The organism is Prevotella pectinovora (assembly GCF_000834015.1).
GTDB classification, from domain to species: domain Bacteria; phylum Bacteroidota; class Bacteroidia; order Bacteroidales; family Bacteroidaceae; genus Prevotella; species Prevotella pectinovora.
Genome location: NZ_JXQI01000055.1, coordinates 129760 through 150137, shown reverse-complemented (window position 1 = coordinate 150137; position 20378 = coordinate 129760). Strand labels below are relative to the sequence as shown.

Below are 20378 nucleotides of genomic sequence, written 5' to 3'. Positions count from 1 at the left end.
TCAGGGTGAGTTTTGTGGATGAGCGGGATGTTTCCGCTATAGCGGCATCAGCCATCTGGCGTTTCTGAAGCTGCCGAAGAACGACTCGCTGTTGCCTCTGGAATAAACCACCATGACGATGCGTCCTATGATGTGGTCTTCGGGCACGAAACCGTAATATCTGCTGTCCGGCGTTGTGTCGCCGTCGACAGAACTCATCCAATAATAGTTTCTTGAGAAATAGGCGTAGCGTGTCGCCTTTCCGTCCACGATGAGTTTCCCGTCCTTGATGTCCGCCTTCCGTCCCTCGTGGATACGGTAGGTGTTGCAGAGGAGTTTTATGTTCCATGGCTTCACTTCCACCATGCGGCATCTCTTCGGCGGAATGATGGGGTGGTGGTCAATGTATGTGGTGTCGCCCGGTCCTGCCATGCAGAAAGCGGCGTGAACGCTTCTGTTCGTCACGGTGTGCATGGTGTCGAGCGGATAGTTGAAAGCCACGAGCTCGCCTTTGCCCACCGGCTTGCGGAACCACCGGCTGTATGGGAATGTCTTGTCACTGCCCGTCCTCAGTCCATAGCTCCATCTGTTCACCAGCACACGGTCGCCATCGACGAGCCATGGCTTTATGCCCGTCTTGGGGACTATATAGATGGTGAATGCCACGCAGCGGAAGAGAATCATGAGCAGTCCCGCAATGATGATGGCGATTATGAACTTTATGGCGTTTCTCATCTGTTTCCTTGAGTTGCCGCCGGTGGGAGAGGGTGTGTCTCCCGCCGGCGGTCTTCTCTCTGTATGTATGGGATTTTATTCCGTCAACGTGTTATTTTATGTTGTCAACGAATCTGAAGAGTCTGCTCCATCTAATTCCGGAGAATCCTCTGTGGTCAGGGTCGCTCGACCACCAGATGAATATCGGCTTGCCCACGATGTGGTCTTCAGGCACGAATCCCCAGTAGCGTGAGTCGGCAGAGTTGTGGCGGTTGTCGCCCATCATCCAGTAGTAGTCCATCTTGAACGTGTAGCGGTCGGTCTGTTTTCCGTTGATGTATATCTTGCCGCCCTTCACTTCGAGCTTGTTGTGCTCATAGGCACGTATCGGGCGCTCATAGATGGCGATGTTGTTCATGTCGAGCTTTACCGTAGCTCCCTTCTTCGGAATCCAGATTGGTCCGTAGTTGTCGCGTGTCCATCCTGTCACGGCGTCGAGCGGATACAGGATGTCGTTCTTCATCTCAGGTGCCAGCTTGATGCTCTTCACCAATGTCTTGTTGGCGGCGAGTGCCTTTGCTGCACGCTTTGTAAGCGGCATGTATCCGTTGGAGTTGAGGCTTCCGAGATCTTCCATGCTGATGCCGAGTTCCTTCATCAGGTCGTCGCTGATAGGCTGGTTGAGCTGCACGTTATATGTATACTGCACATTCTCCGGTTCCTTGTTCGGCTTGCCGTTGAGGTAAACGATGCGGTTCTTTATCTGCAGAGTCATTCCAGGCAGTCCCACGCAGCGCTTCACGTAGTTCTCGCGGCGGTCGGTGGGTCGGCTGATGATGTTTCCGAACTGCTGTGGCGATGCAGCCACATAGTCGTGTCCTGTCTTGTAAACCTTCTGGAAATAGTCGTATTTCTGCTGGGGCGTCATCTTGCTCAGGTCTACATACTGGTTTGCGAGCAGCTGGTAGCCTGTGGCATAGCAGATGTCGCGGTAGAAGTCGGCGTTGGGATAGTTTTCCACCAGGGTGTCGCCGGCAGGATAGTTGAACACCACGATGTCGTTGAGCTGCACGTTGCCCAGTCCTTTGACGCGGCGGTATTCCCAGTGTGGCCATTCAATGTACGACTTTGTGTTTATCACCGGCAGCGTGTGTTGCGTGAGCGGCATGGTGAGCGGAGTCTCCGGGATGCGGGGTCCGTAGCTCACTTTGCTCACGAAGAGGTAGTCGCCGGTGAGGAGTGATTTCTCAAGTGAAGATGATGGGATGACATAGTTCTGGAAGAAGAACTGGTTGATGAAATACACTGCCACGAGTGCGAACACCAGTGCGTCAACCCACGACATTATGAATCTTGTGGGGCCTTCGGCGTCTTTCCACCATTGCCATTTTATTTTCTTCGTTATGTAAACGTCAAAGATGAATGGCACTACGACGAGTCCCAGCCAACTCTTTACCCACACGAGGAACAACAGGTATAGCACGGTCACACCGATGAACTTAGCCCATTGCACTTTCATGTTCAGCTTTGCTTTTTCCTTGTCAATCATTTTCTTGTCAATTATCAGGATTTATCTTTTTTCTGTTGATTCAATTATCCGGAGTATCAGGATTCGCCTTTCTGTTGATACTATTATCCCGATTCGTGTCCGGTCTATGACAGGCCATTAGTGTCCTGTCTTCGTCTTTCTTTTCCGCCGGCGGTTCAGAATTTGAACATGTCGCTTATCGTCAGCAGTCCGCTGTGGTCCTTGGTATATTCTGCCGCGAGCACCGCTCCCATGGCGAATCCCTTGCGCGAGTGGGCGTCGTGGGTTATGGTGATGCAGTCGGCGTCGCTGTCGTAAACCACGGAGTGGATTCCCGGCACCTCGTCGCGGCGGATGCTCTCGATGGCGAGCTGGTCTGCAGCCACATCGTTGCTGCCCTCCACGCTGCCGTCGGCAAGCCTCTGCACACCCTTCACCCATTCCTTCTTGCGGTCAACGTCGCTGATTATCTCTTCTGCCAGTGTGATGGCGGTGCCGCTCGGAGCGTCGAGCTTGTGGATATGGTGAGTCTCCTCCATGCGCACGTCATACTGCGGGAATCCGTTCATTATCTTGGCGAGATACCTGTTCACGGCAGAGAAAATCGCCACGCCGACAGAGAAGTTTGATGCCCAGAACAGTGTCTGTCCGCCCTCGGCAGAACACATTCTCCTCACGTCGTCGCCATGTTCCTTCATCCATCCCGTAGAGCCCGACACCACCTTCACGTTGTGTCTGAAAGCCTTGAGGTAGTTGCCGTATGCCGCTGTAGGGTTAGTGAATTCTATTGCCACGTCGGCACTTTTGAACGCCTCGCTGTCGAAATCCTGCTGGTTGTCAACGTCGATGACGCAAACTATTTCGTGACCATGGTCTTTGGCTATCTGTTCTATCATCCTGCCCATCTTTCCGTAGCCGATCAATGCTATTTTCATAAGAAATGCTTTGTATTTGTTTAATTAATGTTGCTTTTAACGTGCAAATATAATGATTTTACTTTTCCCTCGGTCCTTTTTCCGCTTAAATTTCCATAATGCGCAACGTTTTGTGGCTTCTCGTGGCGTTTTTTATGGTATATATTGGAATGAAAAGTAGTCTAAATTATTCGTTTTAACGCTGAAATCTTGCAAGTTAAAGGTTTTTAGCGTACCTTTGCCCCGGTATATTATATCCATACGCAATTGACAGCCACGCTTGTGATGGTCTGTACTTGCAGATGGGTAAGTTTTTGTAACACAAAGGCGTGGCGCATGATGCCACGTGAACTATTATTTTAGTCTTGATGAAATATTCTATTTATTTCCTTTCAGCAATCGGAGCTTGCACTATGCTGACCTCTTGTTTTAAGGATGAGGCCCCGAATGCCGAATGTGATATACAGAAGGCGTTTGTCGTGATGGACAACTGGGACGCGGTCTTCAACAACCAGACCGACGCCAGTATCGACGTGCCTTCAAACACCTCGCAGATCTCCTTTGAGGTGAAAGACAATGCCGATATCAGCAAGATGTCGCCGCAGTTCCAGCTCACACCCGGCGCCACCATCAGTCCGGCAAGCGGTACGGAACTCGATTTCTCCAACAATGCCAGACACAAATACACCGTGACATCCGAAGACGGTGCGTGGACAAGGGAATATTACGTGGGCTTCGGTTCCAAGCTGCTGCCGCTGAAGTACAGCTTTGAGAACATCGACTTCTTCATCGACAGAGACGGCACGGAGAAATACCATCAGTGGTATGACTACAGCCGTGGCAGCGACAGCAAGATATACCGCGATTGGGCAACCGGTAACGGCGGATTCAAGCTCAGTATGGGCAAGGCACCCTATGAGGACTATCCCACGGTGAGCGTAGAAGGCGGAGTGAGAGGCAGATGCGTGAAGCTTACCACACGCAGCACGGGACCTTTCGGAGTGATGTCAAATATGCGCATCGCCGCCGGAAACCTCTTCATCGGAAAATTCGACACCAAGCCTGCTCTCACCAATACCATGGCGGCGACACGCTTCGGACTGCCGTTCGACAAGAAGCCGCTGCGATTAACGGGTTACTACAAGTATGCTCCCGGCGAGACATATCAGGACAAGGCAGGAAAGCCGGTAGAGGGAAAGACCGACCATGGCGACATCTATGCCGTGCTCTATCGCAACCACGACGACAACGGAGAGGCTTTCGTTCTCAACGGCAACGACGTGAAGACAAATCCATATATCGTGGCGCTGGCAGAAATCGGCGAGATAAACGCCACCAGCGAATGGACACCGTTTGACCTGCAGTTCAAATACACCGGTGTGGTAGACCCCGACCTGCTGCGTGCCAATGGATATAGCATTGCCATCGTGTGCACCTCGAGCTATGAGGGAGCCACCTTCCAGGGGGCAGTGGGCAGCACACTCTATGTGGATGAGTTCGAACTCATCTGCGAGGACTGATGCCACGGCACCGCATGGCAGAAACCAACTCTTACGATAAACAAGAAGAAAGACAACAATGAAGAAGACAATATTATCACTGGCACTCCTTGCCGCATCGGCACTCTCAGTTCATGCCGGAGGAATACTCGATGACCTGAAATATGACCTCAGGGCAGGATACAATATCGGTGGAACGATGCCGATGGGAATGCCGGCCTCTATCCGTTCGCTCGATGCCTACAGACCGACGCTGAGCGTGATGCTGGGACTCGGCGTCTACAAGCCGCTGACAGACAAATGGGGACTGACCACAGGATTGAGACTCGAGAACAAGGGAATGGACATTGACGCCACGGTGAAGAACTACCACATGAGGATAGTGCGCGGCGGACAGGAACTCGAGGGTATGTTCACCGGAAAGAACCAGTCGGAGGCTGTGCAATGGATGCTCACCATGCCTCTACAGGCAACCTACCGCTTCAACGACAAGTGGCAGATCAAGGCTGGTCCCTATCTCTCTTATGTGCGCACCCGCACCTTCAAGGGAGCCGCCTACGACGGATACCTCAGAGTGGGCGACCCTACGGGAGAGAAAGTGGAACTCGGCACCACTGACGGAAGCCGCGGAACCTATGACTTTTCCGACAGTATGCGCAAGCTGCAATGGGGAATGATGGTGGGAGCCGACTGGCATTTCCATCACTCCTGGGGAATATTCGTTGACCTCTCATGGGGCTTCACGGGGATATTCAAAGGCAATTTCGATACCATCGAGCAGACGATGTATCCGGTGTATGGCACTGTCGGCGTTTCTTATAGGATGAAATGACCTTGTACTGCATTCAATCCGGCGGCGGCAACCTCTGCTGACAGATTCCTCACCGATGGGCAGTCAGGATTCTGATGAATAGACAAGACAATTAAATAAAGGCAAAAATAATTTAGGAAAACATTAAATTAAAAACATTATCATTTTTATTATGAAGAAAATTTTTACTCTTATCGCCATGGCAATGATCGCCATGGGAGCAATGGCACAAGGAAACAACGAGAAAACTTATGAGGACAATATCGTAATCACCGTTGCCAATCTGGGTGAGCCTATCACAGACAGGGCTTCCATCACTATCACCGAGCAGGCAGAGGAAGGCAAATACACCATCAAGCTCAACCAGTTCAGCTTCCAGGGGATACTTATCGGCGACGTTACCATGACCGATGTTCAGGGCGACGACGACTCAGAGGGATTCACCAACTATGCCACCACACAGACAGCTACCATCACCAACGGCGCTGAAATCCAGGAGATGCTCGGCGGCAAGATCGACGTTACCGTGAAGGAAGGTTCACGCAGCAAGGGCGACAAGTTCTATGCTCTCATCAGCCTCACCGTGCCTGGCGTGGGTGACGTGGAAGCCGTATTCGGCGACAACAACTTCGGTACCGACGGCATCTCTGCCGGCACCATTGACCAGAATGCCAAGGTGGCTGCCGTATATACTCTCGGCGGACAGCGCGTGAACTCTATGGTGCGCGGCATCAACATCCTGAAGCTCACAAACGGCAAGACCGTGAAGGTGATGAACAAATAATGGAGAAATCATTTAATCGTTAAAATAATACTACACATGAAAAAATTATTATCTTCATTCATCCTGGCTGCCGCAGCACTCACAGCACAGGCAACCGACTATGTGACCACGTTGGACATCAACGCCGGTTCCGGATCCAAGAAGTATCCTAAATCAACTGTTCAGGTTCAGCCAAACGGCGACGGCACATGCACCGTGACCATCAAGAACGTGAAATACGAGTATTATATGCAGGAGCAGCCAGTAGGAAACATCGTTATCGAGAACGTTCCTATGACAAACGCCGGCGTATATACCATCCTGCGCTCTGTTCAGGACATCGAAATCGTTGAAGGCGACGACACGAATATCAGCTGGCAGGGTCCTGGCTACACTGCCCTCAACGGCGGCAAGCTGCAGGCTTACTTCAACGGAGAAATCCGCGGCGGCAAGTTCTATGGCAACCTCATCATCGATACTTTCAAGGCTATCAGACGCTCGCTGAAGCTCACTCTCGGTGACGAAGACTATACCATCGGACAGATTCCTAACTCTGGCTTCGAGAAATTCCATACAGCCACAGCCGGTTCTGCAACAAGCCAGGAGCCAAACGCATGGCATTCGTTCATGACAGCTACCGGTACGCTGGCTTCAATGGTGAAGAGAGCTGTCCACACAGAGGAGAGCAACGAAACTCGTCCCGGAACTACAGGAAAGAAGAGTGTGCTCATCACGACAGGTGAGGCTATTTTCGGACAGATTCCTAACGGAACAATCACTACAGGACAGATGAACGCAGGTGCTGCACAGGCTGCAAACACCGGCAACCACGCATTCCTCGATTTCAGCAACGAGGCACTCGACGCCAACGGCGATCCGTTCTATGCTACTGTAGACGCCAAGCCGGACGCTATCAGCGTGTGGGTGAAGTTCCAGCAGGGCGGCGGCGACCTCGCCAAAGACTATCCTTATGCCACAATCAGCGCGGTGATCACCGACGGCAAGAAGTATCAGGATCCAGAGGCAGAGGGAACAGAATACAAAAATGTAGTGGCAAAGGCTCAGAACAAGACCATCGAGAGCAAGGACGAGTGGCAGAAGATCACAATTCCGTTCGACTATGATACTTACGTAGCTAACGGTGCCGACCCTAACGCTATCCTCGTGACCATCTCTACAAACGCTACTCCTGGTAAGGGAAGCGCTGACGACAAGCTCTATGTAGACGACGTGGAACTCGAGTACAGTTCACAGCTCAGCTCCATCAAGATTGACGGACAGGAAATCAACGGATTCGAACCTGGAACATACTACTACTCTAAGGTGCCTGCTTCAAAGAAGATGACTGTAGACATGATTGAGGTGACAGCCGGCGCCGGCGCTACTGTGACTAAGAGAGTAGAGCGTTCTTCTACCGACCCTAAGGCTTCTACGGCTACAATCACCGTGGTTTCTGCCGACAGCAAGAACATCACTCGCTACACTGTTGACATCAAGGAAGGAAAGGTGACCAACGGCATCTCTACAGTAGAGACCAAGATGGACCAGAACATCCACGCTACCAAGATCTACACCGTTAGCGGACAGCAGGTGAGCAAGATGCAGAGCGGCAACATATACGTTGTGAAGACTGCTGACGGCAAGATGGTGAAGGTGGTGAAGAAATAATGGCATAGCTTTTCACTGCATACATACACAAAGACAAGGCTCCGGGCATTCTACACAAAGGGAAGGCACGGAGCCTTTTCGTTTACTCAAGAATACATATTGATATGACATTGATACCCAACGGCGAGACCCTCTCGTTCATATCCATACACAAGACCGACGACGTGCGCCAGCTCGCCCTCAAGTCAAGACCCGATGGCGTTGACATGGCATACGCACTGGAACAGATTGCGGGATGGCAGGCGGCACGACGGAAACTGCCTTCATGGGCAGACACCGACGGACTGGTATTCCCGCCGCATCTATCCATGGAACAATGTTCGTCGGAGCCTACTGCCGTATACAAGCAGCGACTGGCTGAGCGTCTGGCTGACGGCAATGCAGAAAGACACGTAGACCTGACGGGAGGATTCGGAGTGGACTTCTCCTTCATGTCGAGAGGCTTCCGCCACAAGACGTATGTGGAGAGGCAGGAGACGCTCTGTAGGGTGGTGGCCCACAACATGCCGCTGCTCGGCGTGAAGGATGCGGAAATCGTTTGTGGCGACACCGAGGAATATCTGCTAAACATGCCCAATGCCACGACGATATTCATCGACCCGGCACGCCGCGACGACCATGGCGGACGTACCTTCGCCATCGCCGACTGCACACCGGATGTGGTGGCGCTCAAGGGTGAGCTTCTTGCTCATGCCGACTATGTGGTGGTGAAGCTGTCACCGATGCTCGACTGGCACAAGGCGGTGGCAGACCTCGGCAATGTTTCTGAGGTGCATATTATCTCCGTGAAGAACGAGTGCAAGGAACTCCTGCTCGTGCTCTCTGCCGGTGGTAACTGCCAGGTCGCTGCGGCAGAATTGCGGGTATATTGCGTTGACTGCCATCCGCATGCCGATGGCGCATGGCATTATGTTTCAGAGGAATATACAGACGACGACTTCAGCGGTACGCCTTCTTGCGGTTTCCCGTCCTCTGCTGCTCCATCTGCCAGTCTCTCTTCCTCTGCCGCCCTTTTGCAGCCAGGAGTCTGGATTTATGAGCCTAACGCATCAATAATGAAGGCAGGCTGTTTCGCCATGCTTTCGGCGAGATACGGGATGCCGCAGGTGGCTCAAAACAGTCATCTCTTCCTTTCTGAAAGTCTCGTTGAGGCTTTCCCCGGCAGACGGTTCCAGGTGTGTGCCGTTACGGAACTCAACAAGAAGGCGTTGCGGCAGGCTCTCTCAGGCATTGCCAGGGCAAACGTCGCCGTGAGGAACTTCCCTCTCTCAGTGGCAGACCTGCGCAAGAAGCTGAAGATCAAAGACGGTGGCGACACGTATATCTTTGCCACCACGCTTGCCGACTCGCGCCATGTGCTGATAATAACGAAAAAGGCACCTGCCCAATAGGGCAAGCGCCTTCACTTAACCAACACCAACTATGTGGGGTTATGTAATCTAAAACATTCTCCTTTCTCTATGCTTTACTTCTCTCTCACGCCTTATTTGATTTCAATCTGACGTGCTGTCTTCTCCTCTGCCTTCACGAGCTTTGGAAGTTCTACGGTCAATACGCCATGGTTTACGCTGGCAGCGATTTTGTCTTTCTCCACATCGTCAGGAAGGAGCAATGTCTGCTCGTATTTGCTGTATGAGAATTCGCGACGCAGATAGTGGCTCTTCTTGTCCTCATCCTTCTTGTTGCTCTTGTTCTCAATCTTGATGTGCAGGTTACCGTCGTTGTCGATATTGACATTGAAGTCATCCTTTGTCAGTCCAGGAGCGGCGAGTTCCACTGTGTAGTCTTTCTCGCTTTCCTTAACGTTGATTGCCGGTGCCGTAGCACTTACACGTGGCATGAAGTCAGTATCGAAAAAGTCATTAAACTCTTCTGGCATCCAAAGATTTCTGTTCATTACTGGTAACATATCAAATACCTCCATTTTTATTTTTAGTTTTTTATTTATCTGTTTTTTCCGTTGATCTCTGCCTCTTTTCATCGGCTTTGACCAGCAGTCTTTTCATCGGCTTTCTCCTCTCGGCTTCAGGTTTCTTTCGAATCCTTCCGCCTTCGGTTTTCAGCCTTCGCTAATGGAGATGCAATTCCTGTGCCGCTTACATATTTTGTCATTATGACTATTGTGGCTTGACAAATCGTCAGAAAAGTTTAAAAATATTAACCGTTCTCTGACATTATGTCGCTGACTGCAGAATTATAAACTATATTCTTTGGATTTTATCTATGACGTGGGGGGAAATTTGGATGATAATAAATAGGGCTTGCTATTAATTAGGGTTCACTGAATAATTACAACTATAAGATATTCAATTTTATTTTCTTCCCAAACGCCCTAATGGCCGATTCGGGTTAAATGACAACGTTTTTCTTGCATTAGAAAAATGAATATATTACTTTTGCAACGATATAACCCAAATCAGTCATTAGGACTGGAATCATACCATTGCAAATATACAGATATGAGAATAGGAATACTCGTGGGCAGCTTCGACCCCTATACCATAGGCCATGACTCGCTCGTGAAACGCGCTCTGCCGCTCTTCGACAAAATCGTGATAGGAGTGGGCTACAACGAACGCAAGAAATACATGCAGACCACGGAAACGCGCGTGGAAACAATACGCCAGATATACAAAGAGGAGGAGAAGATAGAGGTGAAGCAGTATAACGACCTCACCGTAGACTTCGCCCGCCGCGAGGGAGCGGAGTTCATCATAAAGGGAGTGAGAAGCGTGAAGGACTTCGAATATGAGCGTGAGCAGGCGGATATCAACCGGCAGCTAACGGGAATAGAGACGGTGCTCTTCTTTGCCGAAGCCGGAATGGAGAGCATCAGCTCGAGCGTGGTGAGGGAGCTGACACACTTCGGAAAGGACGTGAAGCGATTCCTGCCCTGACAAAAACGGACAACAATAAATTTTCTGATTATGATTTCATACGATTCAGAGGGCATAGCAATGCCAAAGATAAAGAAGCGCGAGACGACGGCTTGGATTAAGGCTGTAGTGGCTTCATACAAGCGTCGGTTGGGCGATATAGGATATATGTTCGTTGACGACGAGAAGATTCTGGAGGTGAACCGCGAATATCTCGGTCACGACTACTATACGGATGTCATCACCTTCGACTACGACGAGGATGATGTGGTGAGCGGTGATATAGTGATTTCGCTCGACACGGTGCGCTCGAATGCCGAACTCTTCGGCAAGGAATATGACGACGAGCTTCACCGCGTGATAATCCATGGCATCCTGCATCTCTGCGGCATCAACGACAAAGGTCCCGGCGAGCGCGAGATCATGGAAGCTGCCGAGAACAAGGCACTGGCGCTGCTGAAGGAAATGAAGCGTTGACAACCTGTATATCAAAGGATATGCAAAGAATTCCACAAAGAATATCATCAAGAATAGTTCCCGTGAGCAGTATCGCAACCATCAAAGTGATACTGCTCTTCGTCGTACTGTCGCTTATGACACCGGCAACCGCCCTCGCCCAAAAGAAGAAACAACGCAAGACATTCAGAGAAAAACTGCAGATTGCCGACAGTCTCAGACTCCAGCTCCGGCAGTCGGCTGACAGAGGTCAGATGCTGCGCTGGGCTGACTCCCTCTTCATTGACAGGGTGCTCCGCAGCAATATGGGCGAGAAGAAGAAACAACGACTGCTGAGACAATACCACAAGCGCCAGGCGCGCATGCAGCGCTACGACAGGCTCCTGTTCCGCGGCGACTCCCTCCTGGCTGCCAAATACAACAAGATAAAATATGACACGACATACATCGCCCGTCCTGATGCACGGTGGACGGTGAAGCTTACTGGTGTGTTGTCGGGTGCCGACATGCAGACCGTGACGAAGACGGATGCTTTGGAGCGCCGTACTCATGTGATGGCAGACTGCCGGGGCACGTTCAGTGTGGCGGCGGCATATCGCGGACTGGGGCTCAGCCTCTCTGTGAATCCTGCCAAACTCGCCGGAAAGAACAAGGACTATGAGTTCAACCTCAATTCATACAGCAACCGCTATGGCTTTGATGTGGTGTATCTGTCGTCGAAGACCTTTCATGGCCACCGCTATGTTGATGGCAAGCGAGTGGACGTGGGTAGGGGACAGGTGTCGCAGAATGCCCTGAACCTCAATTTCTATTACGCCTTCAACAGTCGCCGCTTCTCATTCCCTGCCGCCTTCAGCCAGAGCTATGTGCAGAAGCGCAGCGCCGGCAGTTGGATGATAGGGGCGAGCTTCGACGGGTCGAAGACGGAGATGAAAGATATGACCATCCGTCTCAACGAGTTTGCCGTTGGTGGAGGATATGCCTATAACCTCGTTGTATACCGCCATTGGCTCTTCCATCTCTCCGCCCTGCCCACCGTCACCATATATTCCCATGACTACACCAAGACCCGGATTTCAGCCACCGGCGAGGAATCTGCCGCCGCTGCTGATGCCGCCATCAGCGATGGCGCTACAACCACCTCTGTAGCTGCACCAGCCGCCGGTCAGAGCGCCTCTGCCGCCTCTGCCTCTCCGGACGTCTCTGCCGATGAATCAACAGATTCCTCTACCGGCTCATATACCTATCGTAACAGTATGGAGTATCATTTCCCTTCAGTCATCATCACCGGCCGTGCTGCCGTGGTATATTCCTGGCGCAACAAGTTTGCCGGAGCCACAGCGATATACAACTATTCCGTTGCCGGCGACGATGCCCACCTGCAGCTCCACAGAAATAAATGGCGGCTGAGGATGTTCTTTGGCTTCAGATTCTGATGGAGAAGCTTGTAATCAACAACAGATGACAATAGGAAACTATCCTTTAACCCAAATCGGTCATTAGGGCTTGCTTGGATTTTGTGTTTTTATAAGAGTGGATTTTGTTTGGCTTTTAATGAGTAATAGCGAGCTATTGCGAATTAAAAACAAGCAAAAGACGCCTAATAAAAAGCAAAAGACTGCAAGCAGTTATGAAATACCATATTAAACGGCCTAATGACCGTTTTGGGTTTAACAAAGATATACATCTGTGTTGTCTTTCAGAAATGCAGACTCCACCTTGCCAAAATTCTTTTTTTTGTCCTTCTTTTTTATTTCAACCTCTCTGCCGACCATAGCGAATATGTCGACTATAGGCTGAAAATATTGCGTAAATTCAAAATTATCGTTAGGAGCAAGAAGAGAAAAAACCAAATTCTCTGAGAAACGCTGCAATCCATGGAATATGCGCAGACAAGTTCCACCGTAGAAAGCAGCTTCGTTGAAAAAAACACCATTATAAAGACCTGCAAGAACAATCTGCTGGTTGACCTCAAAAATAGCATTCCGCTTTTGCTGTCCGTCGTTATGTCATAGCCCGAAAGCATTTCATTAAAAACAAAAAAAGCAGCTACGGAATCCGTAACTGCTTTCTGTTGCAAGTGGGCCATCTAGGGCTTGAACCTAGGACCTCCAGATTATGAGTCTGTTGCTCTAACCAACTGAGCTAAAAGCCCGGCTTGACACTTAAGTGGTCAAGTTTGCGACTGCAAAGGTAAGAAGTTTTTGTCTAAATTCCAAATTTTATCGCAAAAAAAGATATTCGCAGGCTTCTTGTCCTGTCTTTTTTTGCAAAATATACATAAAAAGCGGTGGGCGGATTGGTGGTGAAGTCACTAATCATTGTCTTTTTATTACCTTTGCATTGCCTAAGCATCGGATAAACTGCGTTTCGGCATTATTGACATAAACATTATGAAAGAAACATTAGATACAGACGCCGTCACCGTTGGCGGCCTCTCTGCCAGCCAGGTGGAGCAGAGCCGCAGAGAGCATGGCGAGAACGTGCTCACGCCGCCAAAACCGGTGAGCATGTGGAAACTGTATATGGAGAAATACCAGGACCCTATAATCCGGATTCTCCTCGTGGCTGCGGTGATATCCCTCGTGCTGGCATTCGTGGATGGTGATTTTGTAGAGACGATAGGCATATTCATTGCCATCTTCCTTGCCACAACCATTGGCTTCATCTTCGAGCGAGATGCGGCGAAGAAATTCAATGTGCTCACCGCCCTCAGCGAAGAGCAGCCCGTGAAGGTGTGCCGAGAGGGCAGGGTGGTGGAAGTGGCACGTCGCGACATTGTTGTCGGCGACATCGTATTGGTGGAAGTAGGCGATGAGATACCTGCCGACGGACTCCTCGTCAGAGCATCGAGTCTGCAGGTGGACGAGTCGTCGCTGACGGGAGAACCGATAATCACCAAGAGCGTAGCCGGTTTCGAATCGTCAACCGCAGATGATGCCACTTATCCCTGCAACATGTTGCTCCGCAGCACTATGGTGATGAACGGCAGCGCCACATACAGAGTCACTGCAGTGGGCGACGCCACGGAGATAGGCAAGGTGGCACGCAGCAGTACCGAACTGACATCGGTGAAGACACCCCTCAACGTGCAGCTCGACAAGCTGGCAAAGCTCGTCAGCAAATTCGGCATCGGCATCTCCGTTGCAGCCTTCCTGATATTCCTCGTCCATGATGTCGTTACCGACAGCGTGTGGCGAGGCGACGACTATTTCCGCATGGCAGAGATCGTGCTCCGCTATTTCATGATGGCGGTGACACTGATAGTGATGGCAGTTCCCGAAGGGCTCCCTATGGCAGTCACCCTTGCCCTCGCCCTCAATATGCGCAGGATGCTCAAGAGCAACAACCTCGTGAGAAAGCTTCATGCCTGTGAGACGATGGGAGCCGTCACCGTGATATGTACCGACAAGACCGGTACGCTCACCGAGAACCGCATGCAGGTTGCCGATATCCGGAAACTGTATGGCAGCGACGACCTCCTCGCCAAGGCATTCGCCCTGAACACCACGGCTCATCTCGATACGGAGGCAGGCACCAAGGGAATCGGCAATCCCACAGAAGTGGCGCTCCTCTTGTGGCTCGACAGAGAGGGAGAGGACTACCGTAAGCTTCGCCATGCCGAGGATATCATATACCAGTTGCCATTCTCCACCGAACGCAAGTACATGGCCACTGCAGCACGCCTCGGCAACCATAAATACCTCTTCGTAAAGGGAGCGCCGGAGATAGTTCTCGCCGCTTGCCGGATTGCCGGAGAGGAAGCGGATGAGATATCCGGCAGGCTCACCTCGTGGCAGACCAAGGCAATGCGCACCCTTGCCTTTGCCTACAGAGAGCTGCCGGCTGATGCCACGCCAGCCGATGCGGAGCGTGCCGCCATGCATATAGGGCAGTTGCAGGCACAGGCCATTGTGGGCATTTCCGATCCGATTCGCAGCGATGTGCCTGGTGCTGTGGCAGAATGCCAAAGAGCCGGAATAGAAGTTAAGATTGTGACTGGCGACACAGCCGCTACTGCCCGTGAGATAGGCCGCCAGATTGGAATAATAAACGAGGAGTCGGCCGCCGACGCCGTAATAACCGGTCCCGACTTCGCCGCCCTCTCTGATGATGAGGCCTATGACTGCGTTGTCGGTCTCAAGGTGATGTGTCGTGCCCGTCCTGCCGACAAGCAGCGCCTTGTGGCTATGCTTCAGAAACACGGTCAGGTGGTCGCCGTCACCGGAGACGGAACGAACGATGCCCCTGCCCTCAACCATGCCCATGTGGGACTCTCACTCGGTTCCGGAACCAGTGTAGCCAAGGGTGCCAGCGACATGACGCTGCTCGACGATTCCTTCGGAAGCATCGTCAATGCCGTGATGTGGGGACGGTCGCTGTATAAGAACCTGCAGCGATTCCTCTTCTTCCAGCTCACGGTCAATGTGGCAGCCTTGCTGCTTGTTCTCGGAGGAGCGGTGATAGGCACCGAACTGCCGCTTACGGTGACTCAGATTCTATGGGTCAACCTCATCATGGACACCTTCGCCGCCATGGCACTCGCCTCACTGCCGCCAACAAAGGATGTGATGGACGACAAACCGCGGCAGCAGTCCGATTTCATCATAAATCACTCTATGGTGAGAGGCATAATGGGAATCGGTGTGGCGATGTTTGCCGTGATGTTCATATATCTCATCCATTGCTTCAACACGGGCGGAGGAATGCAGACACACGAACTGTCGATGTTCTTCACCGCCTTCGTCATGCTGCAGTTCTGGAACCTCTTCAATGCCAAGGCGCTCGGCACCGACCATTCCGCCTTCCGCGGACTGTGTCATGACAAGGTGCTCACAGGTATACTCGTCGTGGTGTTCGTGGGACAATGGGTGATAGTGACCTTCGGCGGAAAGATGTTCCGCACGGTGCCTCTCTCGCTTCTCGACTGGGTGTATGTGGTGGCAGCCACATCCCTTGTGCTGTGGGCAGGAGAGATATGGCGCCTTGTGGCGAGATTGATAACCAAAAACGGTCATTAGGCCGTTTAATGTGGTATTCCTAATGACCGATTTGGATAAAGAAATAAACAATCAGTGATGAAAAACGATATACTCAACGGAATAAAGAATATAGTCTTCGACTTCGGTTGCGTCTTGGTAGACCTCGACAGGCATAAGTGCATCGAGGCCCTCAACGCTATCGGTGCCCACAAGATTTCCTGCTATGTGGATGAATGCAAGCAGGCAGACATGTTTCTCGATCTGGAACTGGGAAAGATCAGTGTGGAGGAGTTCTGCGATGAGATTCGCCGCCGTGCTCCAGGCTGTGAAGCCAGCAATGAGGAGATACGCTATGCCTGGGGCGAACTGCTGCAGCAAATCCCGGTGAGGCGCATGAGGGCGGTGGAACGTCTGCACAAGACCCACAAAGTGTATATGCTCAGCAACAGTAACTCCGTGCATTGGGACAAGGCGGTGGAACATTTCTTCCCGCTCTCAGGCCATGGTCCGGAGTATTATTTCGACAAGACATTCATCTCGTATAATATGGGAATGGTGAAACCTGACCCGCGGATTTTCGAGACGTTGCTCCAGGAGACGGGAGCCGTGGCAGAGGAGACGCTCTTCGTTGACGATTCCCTTGCCAACTGCAAGGCGGCAGAAGCCTTCGGCATCCGCACGCTGCATGTCACACATGGCGACGAGTGGCTCGATATCCTCTCGCCAGACGATGAAAACTCTGTTGGCAGAGAGTCCGTCACCAATCATTGTCACGGTGCAGGCTCTGTTGCCACCATCGGTTTTTTCGACAGTGTACATCGTGGTCACCGCTATCTTATAGACCAGGTGAAGGAAGTAGCAGAGCGACACGGACTGCAGTCTGTTGTAGTGACCTTCGACAAGCATCCTCGTGAGGTGTTGCATAGCGACTATATGCCGCAGATGCTCAGTACGCTCGACCAGAAAGTGGCGAGAATCCGTGCCACAGGCGTTGACCGCTGCGAGGTGTTGCCTTTCAACGAAGAAACGGCGTCGCTCTCGGCTTTCGACTTCATGCGCATGGTGTTGAAAGACCGTCTCGGTGTGGAGTATCTCGTGATAGGCTACGACAACCGCTTCGGTCATAACCGTTCTGAAGGTTTCGACGACTATGTGGCATTCGGCAAGCAGATCGGCATTGAGGTGATACGCGCCAAGGCTCTCGTCCTCAACGAAGTCAACGTGAGTTCTTCCGTCATCCGCACCTTCCTCTCCGGTGGCGAGGTAGACCTTGCCGCCAAATGCCTTGGATATCGCTATGCGTTGCGAGGCAAGGTCGTTGGAGGAGTGAAAGAGGGCAGGAGGATGGGTTTCCCCACGGCAAACATCGACCCTTCGTCTGTCCGCACCATGATTCCCGCACCGGGAGTATATGTCATGACAGCCAATGTGGGCGACGGCAAGGAAAGGCCGGCAATGATGAACATCGGCTGCCGTCCTACTTTCGACGGTGAGACCACCACTCTGGAAGTGCACATCATCGGTTATGATGGCGATCTCTACGGCAGCGAAATCAGCGTAAGCTTCGTGAAGCGGCTCCGTTCTGAGCGCAAGTTCGCTTCTGAGCAGGAGCTGATGCGCCAGTTGCAATCCGACCGCCAGCAGGTGCTCGACCTCTTGGGATGATGGATACCCACCCAACGGTCATTATCCCCAATCGGTCATTAGGACGTTTATAGAAATATTTAATGACTGCTTGCAGTCTTTTGTTTTTTATAAGGCGTCTTTTGCTTGTTTTTAATTCGCAATAGCTCGCTATTACTCATTAAAAGACAAACAAAATCCACTCTTCTAAAATTCCAAAATACAAGCAAGTCCTAATGGCCGATTTGGGATTATTGACTACTGGTTTGTATTAGAAAAAAGAAAAACAAATGATTTCCCGATATGAAAGAAGCAAAGAATAAAGACGTGTTCACCTATCTCCTTTGGGGTGTAATCATCCAGGTGGTAGCAGGATTCATGATACCCCCACTGTATCGTCTCATCACCGGCCCGGCAGCCGACAAGGCCACCGAACTGGTGCTCACTTCGGCGGTATACAGTATAGTGCTCTTCGTGATGTTCTATAGATTGAAGTGGTGTCCGCTGTCGCCCGATTATGTGCGAGGCAAACATTGGGACGTGTTGTTCTGGACAGTGGTTTTCACTCTGGGCTCCATCATTCCCATGGCGTTTCTCGAAGAGGCGATGCCAGAGCTGCCGAATCTTGTGGAAGATGAGTTGACGCTGCTTGTAGGCAGCAATTTCGGCTATGTAACGATATGCCTCTTCGCTCCGCTTGTGGAGGAGATGATATTCCGCGGGGCGATATTGCGCACGCTGCTCTCCGTGATGAAGGGCAAGACATGGTTGCCGATAGTCATTTCGGCCTTTCTCTTCGCCCTGATCCATATGAACCCCGCCCAGATGCCATACGCTTTCTTTGTCGGCATCTTCCTCGGTTGGATATACAGTCGTACGGGTAGCATCGTGCCGGGAGTGCTATGCCATTGGGTTAACAATACGGTGGCATATCTCATGATTCGCCTTATGCCACATCAAATGTCAGATGTGCGGATGACGGATCTGTTCGGCGGCGACCACCGTCGGATGGGACTTGCCATCATATTCTCCTTTTTCATCCTCCTGCCGGCGCTCTATCAGTTGGTGACGCGCACGGCAAGACGGGGCTGACCCGATTGCAGAACCGTCAGAACAGCGACGGTTCTGCAGGATTTCCGAATGTCAGGTTTCTGCCGAAATGCTGGAAGGCGAGTTCTGTCACCACTCTGCCTCGTGGTGTGCGCTTTATGAATCCCTCCATGATGAGATACGGTTCATAAACCTCCTCCACTGTGCCGGCATCCTCGCCGATAGCTGTGGCGATGGTGGTGATGCCCACCGGTCCGCCTCTGAACTTGTCGATGATGGTGAGCAATATCTTGTTGTCTATCTCGTCGAGACCATATTGGTCGATGTTCAGCGCCGTCAGTGCCACGTGGGATATCTTGGTGTCTATCTTTCCCGTTCCCCTCACCTGGGCAAAGTCTCTCACCCTTCTTAGCAGTGCGTTGGCGATACGTGGCGTGCCACGCGAGCGTCGTGCTATCTCCATTGCCGCATCGTCGTCGATGGGCACCTTCAGGATGTTTGCCGAACGTTTCAGGATGCGCATCAGCGTCTTGGGGTCATAATATTCCAGATGCAGGTTTATTCCGAATCGCGCTCTCAGCGGTGCCGTAAGCAGTCCGCTGCGTGTCGTGGCCCCCACGAGCGTGAATGGGTTGAGGTCTATCTGTATCGACCTTGCCGACGGTCCTTTGTCTATCATTATGTCTATGCGATAGTCCTCCATGGCGGAATACAGGTATTCCTCCACGACAGGCGACAGACGGTGTATCTCGTCGATGAAGAGCACGTCGTTGGGCTCCAGCGATGTCAGTATGCCGGCGAGGTCGCCAGGTTTGTCGAGCACCGGACCGCTCGTTATCTTGAATCCCACTCCCAGTTCGTTGGCAATGATGTTGCTGAGCGTTGTCTTTCCCAGTCCTGGCGGTCCGTGCAGCAGCGTGTGGTCGAGCGGTTCGCCGCGGTATTTCGCCGCCTCTACGAACACCTCCAGGTTTTCCACCACCTTTTGTTGTCCGCTGAAGTCACCGAAACGTAGCGGTCTCAAGGCGTTTTCGTATTCTTTTTCCGCCGACGACAATGTCTCTTGTCTTATATCGAAATCGTTGTCCATATCCTTGTCTTTAGTTTCTCTGCCGTAATGTGCGGCATCCATATTCGTGCAAAAATATTAAAAAATAGGCTATTCCCCAAGACTTGCGCTCATTTTGTTTTTTTTGTATCCCCAATTGGTCATTAGTGTTTTCTTGTATTTTATGCTTAAAAACGTGGTCTTTTCTTGATTATTCATTGGGAAAAGTATAATCATTGGCAAGTATTCGTCAGGAAAAGTGTGTACTTTTAATGATAATTCGTCAGAAAAATGTGTCCACCCCAAAAATGGTGCCGATATTCAAACTATATGAAAATAAAAAAGGAACCACTCGTAAGTGATTCCTCTTTGCGCTTCAAGATGGGCTTGAACCAACGACCCCCTGATTAACAGTCAGGTGCTCTAACCAACTGAGCTATTGAAGCATTGCTAAAAGCGTTATTGCT

Annotated in this window: 16 protein-coding genes, 2 tRNA genes and 1 pseudogene; 11 read left to right on the top strand and 8 right to left on the bottom strand. The window is 51.3% G+C overall.

Annotated features, from left to right (window positions below; translation table 11 throughout):
- Positions 1-36: 36 nt before the first annotated feature.
- The 3 genes from ST42_RS06810 to dapB all read right to left on the bottom strand — a co-directional run bounded on the left by ST42_RS06810 (position 37) and on the right by dapB (position 3156).
- Positions 37-714: a S26 family signal peptidase gene (locus ST42_RS06810; protein ID WP_022316104.1), complete on the bottom strand. Its 678-nt coding sequence runs from the start codon at positions 712-714 to the stop codon at positions 37-39.
- Positions 715-805: 91 nt separating this feature from the next.
- Positions 806-2242, bottom strand: a complete 1437-nt coding sequence (lepB, locus tag ST42_RS06805; protein ID WP_022316103.1) for a signal peptidase I — start codon at positions 2240-2242, stop codon at positions 806-808.
- Between the two features lie 155 nt (positions 2243-2397).
- Positions 2398-3156, bottom strand: coding sequence for a 4-hydroxy-tetrahydrodipicolinate reductase (dapB, locus tag ST42_RS06800; RefSeq protein WP_044072933.1), 759 nt, complete (start codon positions 3154-3156; stop codon positions 2398-2400).
- Positions 3157-3503: 347 nt separating this feature from the next.
- Between dapB and ST42_RS06795 the strand changes: the two genes are divergently transcribed.
- The 5 genes from ST42_RS06795 to ST42_RS06775 all read left to right on the top strand — a co-directional run bounded on the left by ST42_RS06795 (position 3504) and on the right by ST42_RS06775 (position 9267).
- Positions 3504-4655 (top strand): PCMD domain-containing protein, encoded by a 1152-nt coding sequence (locus tag ST42_RS06795; RefSeq protein ID WP_044072932.1) that lies wholly within the window; start codon positions 3504-3506, stop codon positions 4653-4655.
- Positions 4656-4713: 58 nt separating this feature from the next.
- Positions 4714-5466 (top strand): porin family protein, encoded by a 753-nt coding sequence (locus tag ST42_RS06790; protein WP_044072931.1) that lies wholly within the window; start codon positions 4714-4716, stop codon positions 5464-5466.
- 151 nt (positions 5467-5617) lie between these two features.
- Positions 5618-6229 carry a calycin-like domain-containing protein gene (locus ST42_RS06785; protein WP_044072930.1) on the top strand — a complete coding sequence of 204 codons (612 nt, stop codon included), beginning with the start codon at positions 5618-5620 and terminating at the stop codon, positions 6227-6229.
- Between the two features lie 36 nt (positions 6230-6265).
- A complete protein-coding gene (locus ST42_RS06780) occupies positions 6266-7876 on the top strand; it encodes a calycin-like domain-containing protein (RefSeq protein ID WP_044072929.1) in 1611 nt (536 codons plus the stop codon).
- A gap of 104 nt (positions 7877-7980) precedes the next feature.
- A complete protein-coding gene (locus ST42_RS06775) occupies positions 7981-9267 on the top strand; it encodes a class I SAM-dependent methyltransferase (protein ID WP_044072928.1) in 1287 nt (428 codons plus the stop codon).
- A 92-nt stretch (positions 9268-9359) separates the two neighbouring features.
- Here ST42_RS06775 and ST42_RS06770 read toward each other — a convergent pair whose 3' ends face one another.
- A complete protein-coding gene (locus ST42_RS06770; protein ID WP_394358837.1) occupies positions 9360-9785 on the bottom strand; it encodes an Hsp20/alpha crystallin family protein in 426 nt (141 codons plus the stop codon).
- Positions 9786-10335: 550 nt separating this feature from the next.
- On the opposite strand from ST42_RS06770, the gene coaD reads away from it, so the two are divergent.
- Genes coaD through ST42_RS06755 form a run of 3 tightly spaced genes read left to right on the top strand, consistent with a single transcriptional unit; the run spans position 10336 to position 12644 of the window.
- Positions 10336-10773 (top strand): pantetheine-phosphate adenylyltransferase, encoded by a 438-nt coding sequence (coaD, locus tag ST42_RS06765; RefSeq protein WP_022317392.1) that lies wholly within the window; start codon positions 10336-10338, stop codon positions 10771-10773.
- A 30-nt stretch (positions 10774-10803) separates the two neighbouring features.
- Positions 10804-11229 (top strand): rRNA maturation RNase YbeY, encoded by a 426-nt coding sequence (gene ybeY, locus ST42_RS06760; RefSeq protein WP_022317391.1) that lies wholly within the window; start codon positions 10804-10806, stop codon positions 11227-11229.
- Between the two features lie 20 nt (positions 11230-11249).
- Positions 11250-12644: a DUF4421 family protein gene (locus ST42_RS06755; protein WP_082028603.1), complete on the top strand. Its 1395-nt coding sequence runs from the start codon at positions 11250-11252 to the stop codon at positions 12642-12644.
- A 243-nt stretch (positions 12645-12887) separates the two neighbouring features.
- Here ST42_RS06755 and ST42_RS06750 read toward each other — a convergent pair.
- Together ST42_RS06750 and ST42_RS06745 are read right to left on the bottom strand one after the other, a co-directional pair.
- A pseudogene (locus tag ST42_RS06750) lies at positions 12888-13234 on the bottom strand (nucleotidyl transferase AbiEii/AbiGii toxin family protein); the annotation flags it as partial.
- Positions 13235-13289: 55 nt separating this feature from the next.
- Positions 13290-13363 (bottom strand) — tRNA-Ile (locus tag ST42_RS06745).
- 238 nt (positions 13364-13601) lie between these two features.
- On the opposite strand from ST42_RS06745, the gene ST42_RS06740 reads away from it, so the two are divergent.
- The 3 genes from ST42_RS06740 to ST42_RS06730 all read left to right on the top strand — a co-directional run bounded on the left by ST42_RS06740 (position 13602) and on the right by ST42_RS06730 (position 18905).
- Positions 13602-16229: a calcium-translocating P-type ATPase, PMCA-type gene (locus ST42_RS06740; RefSeq protein ID WP_044072925.1), complete on the top strand. Its 2628-nt coding sequence runs from the start codon at positions 13602-13604 to the stop codon at positions 16227-16229.
- Between the two features lie 57 nt (positions 16230-16286).
- On the top strand, positions 16287-17855 hold the full coding sequence (gene ribF, locus ST42_RS14485; RefSeq protein WP_082028602.1) for a riboflavin biosynthesis protein RibF: 1569 nt from the start codon (positions 16287-16289) through the stop codon (positions 17853-17855).
- A gap of 261 nt (positions 17856-18116) precedes the next feature.
- Complete coding sequence (locus ST42_RS06730; RefSeq protein ID WP_044072924.1) at positions 18117-18905, top strand: CPBP family intramembrane glutamic endopeptidase; 789 nt, start codon at positions 18117-18119, stop codon at positions 18903-18905.
- A gap of 16 nt (positions 18906-18921) precedes the next feature.
- Here the strand turns inward: ST42_RS06730 and ruvB are convergent, their stop codons facing one another.
- Entirely contained in the window at positions 18922-19953 is a 1032-nt protein-coding gene (ruvB, locus tag ST42_RS06725) for a Holliday junction branch migration DNA helicase RuvB (RefSeq protein ID WP_042519782.1), read from the bottom strand.
- A gap of 330 nt (positions 19954-20283) precedes the next feature.
- Positions 20284-20357: transfer RNA gene (locus tag ST42_RS06715), tRNA-Asn, on the bottom strand.
- Positions 20358-20378: the final 21 nt, after the last annotated feature.

What these genes read in the sequence shown, in the direction of transcription:
- lepB (WP_022316103.1), bottom strand. Translation starts at nt 2,242, where the DNA reads ATGATTGACAAGGAAAAAGCAAAGCTGAACATGAAAGTGCAATGGGCT.
- ST42_RS06785 (WP_044072930.1), top strand. Translation starts at nt 5,618, where the DNA reads ATGAAGAAAATTTTTACTCTTATCGCCATGGCAATGATCGCCATGGGA.
- ST42_RS06770 (WP_394358837.1), bottom strand. Translation starts at nt 9,785, where the DNA reads ATGTTACCAGTAATGAACAGAAATCTTTGGATGCCAGAAGAGTTTAAT.
- ST42_RS06755 (WP_082028603.1), top strand. Translation starts at nt 11,250, where the DNA reads ATGCAAAGAATTCCACAAAGAATATCATCAAGAATAGTTCCCGTGAGC.
- ST42_RS06730 (WP_044072924.1), top strand. Translation starts at nt 18,117, where the DNA reads ATGAAAGAAGCAAAGAATAAAGACGTGTTCACCTATCTCCTTTGGGGT.
- ST42_RS06780 (WP_044072929.1), top strand. Translation starts at nt 6,266, where the DNA reads ATGAAAAAATTATTATCTTCATTCATCCTGGCTGCCGCAGCACTCACA.
- ST42_RS06795 (WP_044072932.1), top strand. Translation starts at nt 3,504, where the DNA reads ATGAAATATTCTATTTATTTCCTTTCAGCAATCGGAGCTTGCACTATG.
- ST42_RS06740 (WP_044072925.1), top strand. Translation starts at nt 13,602, where the DNA reads ATGAAAGAAACATTAGATACAGACGCCGTCACCGTTGGCGGCCTCTCT.
- ybeY (WP_022317391.1), top strand. Translation starts at nt 10,804, where the DNA reads ATGATTTCATACGATTCAGAGGGCATAGCAATGCCAAAGATAAAGAAG.
- ribF (WP_082028602.1), top strand. Translation starts at nt 16,287, where the DNA reads ATGAAAAACGATATACTCAACGGAATAAAGAATATAGTCTTCGACTTC.
- dapB (WP_044072933.1), bottom strand. Translation starts at nt 3,156, where the DNA reads ATGAAAATAGCATTGATCGGCTACGGAAAGATGGGCAGGATGATAGAA.
- ST42_RS06810 (WP_022316104.1), bottom strand. Translation starts at nt 714, where the DNA reads ATGAGAAACGCCATAAAGTTCATAATCGCCATCATCATTGCGGGACTG.
- ruvB (WP_042519782.1), bottom strand. Translation starts at nt 19,953, where the DNA reads ATGGACAACGATTTCGATATAAGACAAGAGACATTGTCGTCGGCGGAA.
- ST42_RS06790 (WP_044072931.1), top strand. Translation starts at nt 4,714, where the DNA reads ATGAAGAAGACAATATTATCACTGGCACTCCTTGCCGCATCGGCACTC.
- coaD (WP_022317392.1), top strand. Translation starts at nt 10,336, where the DNA reads ATGAGAATAGGAATACTCGTGGGCAGCTTCGACCCCTATACCATAGGC.
- ST42_RS06775 (WP_044072928.1), top strand. Translation starts at nt 7,981, where the DNA reads ATGACATTGATACCCAACGGCGAGACCCTCTCGTTCATATCCATACAC.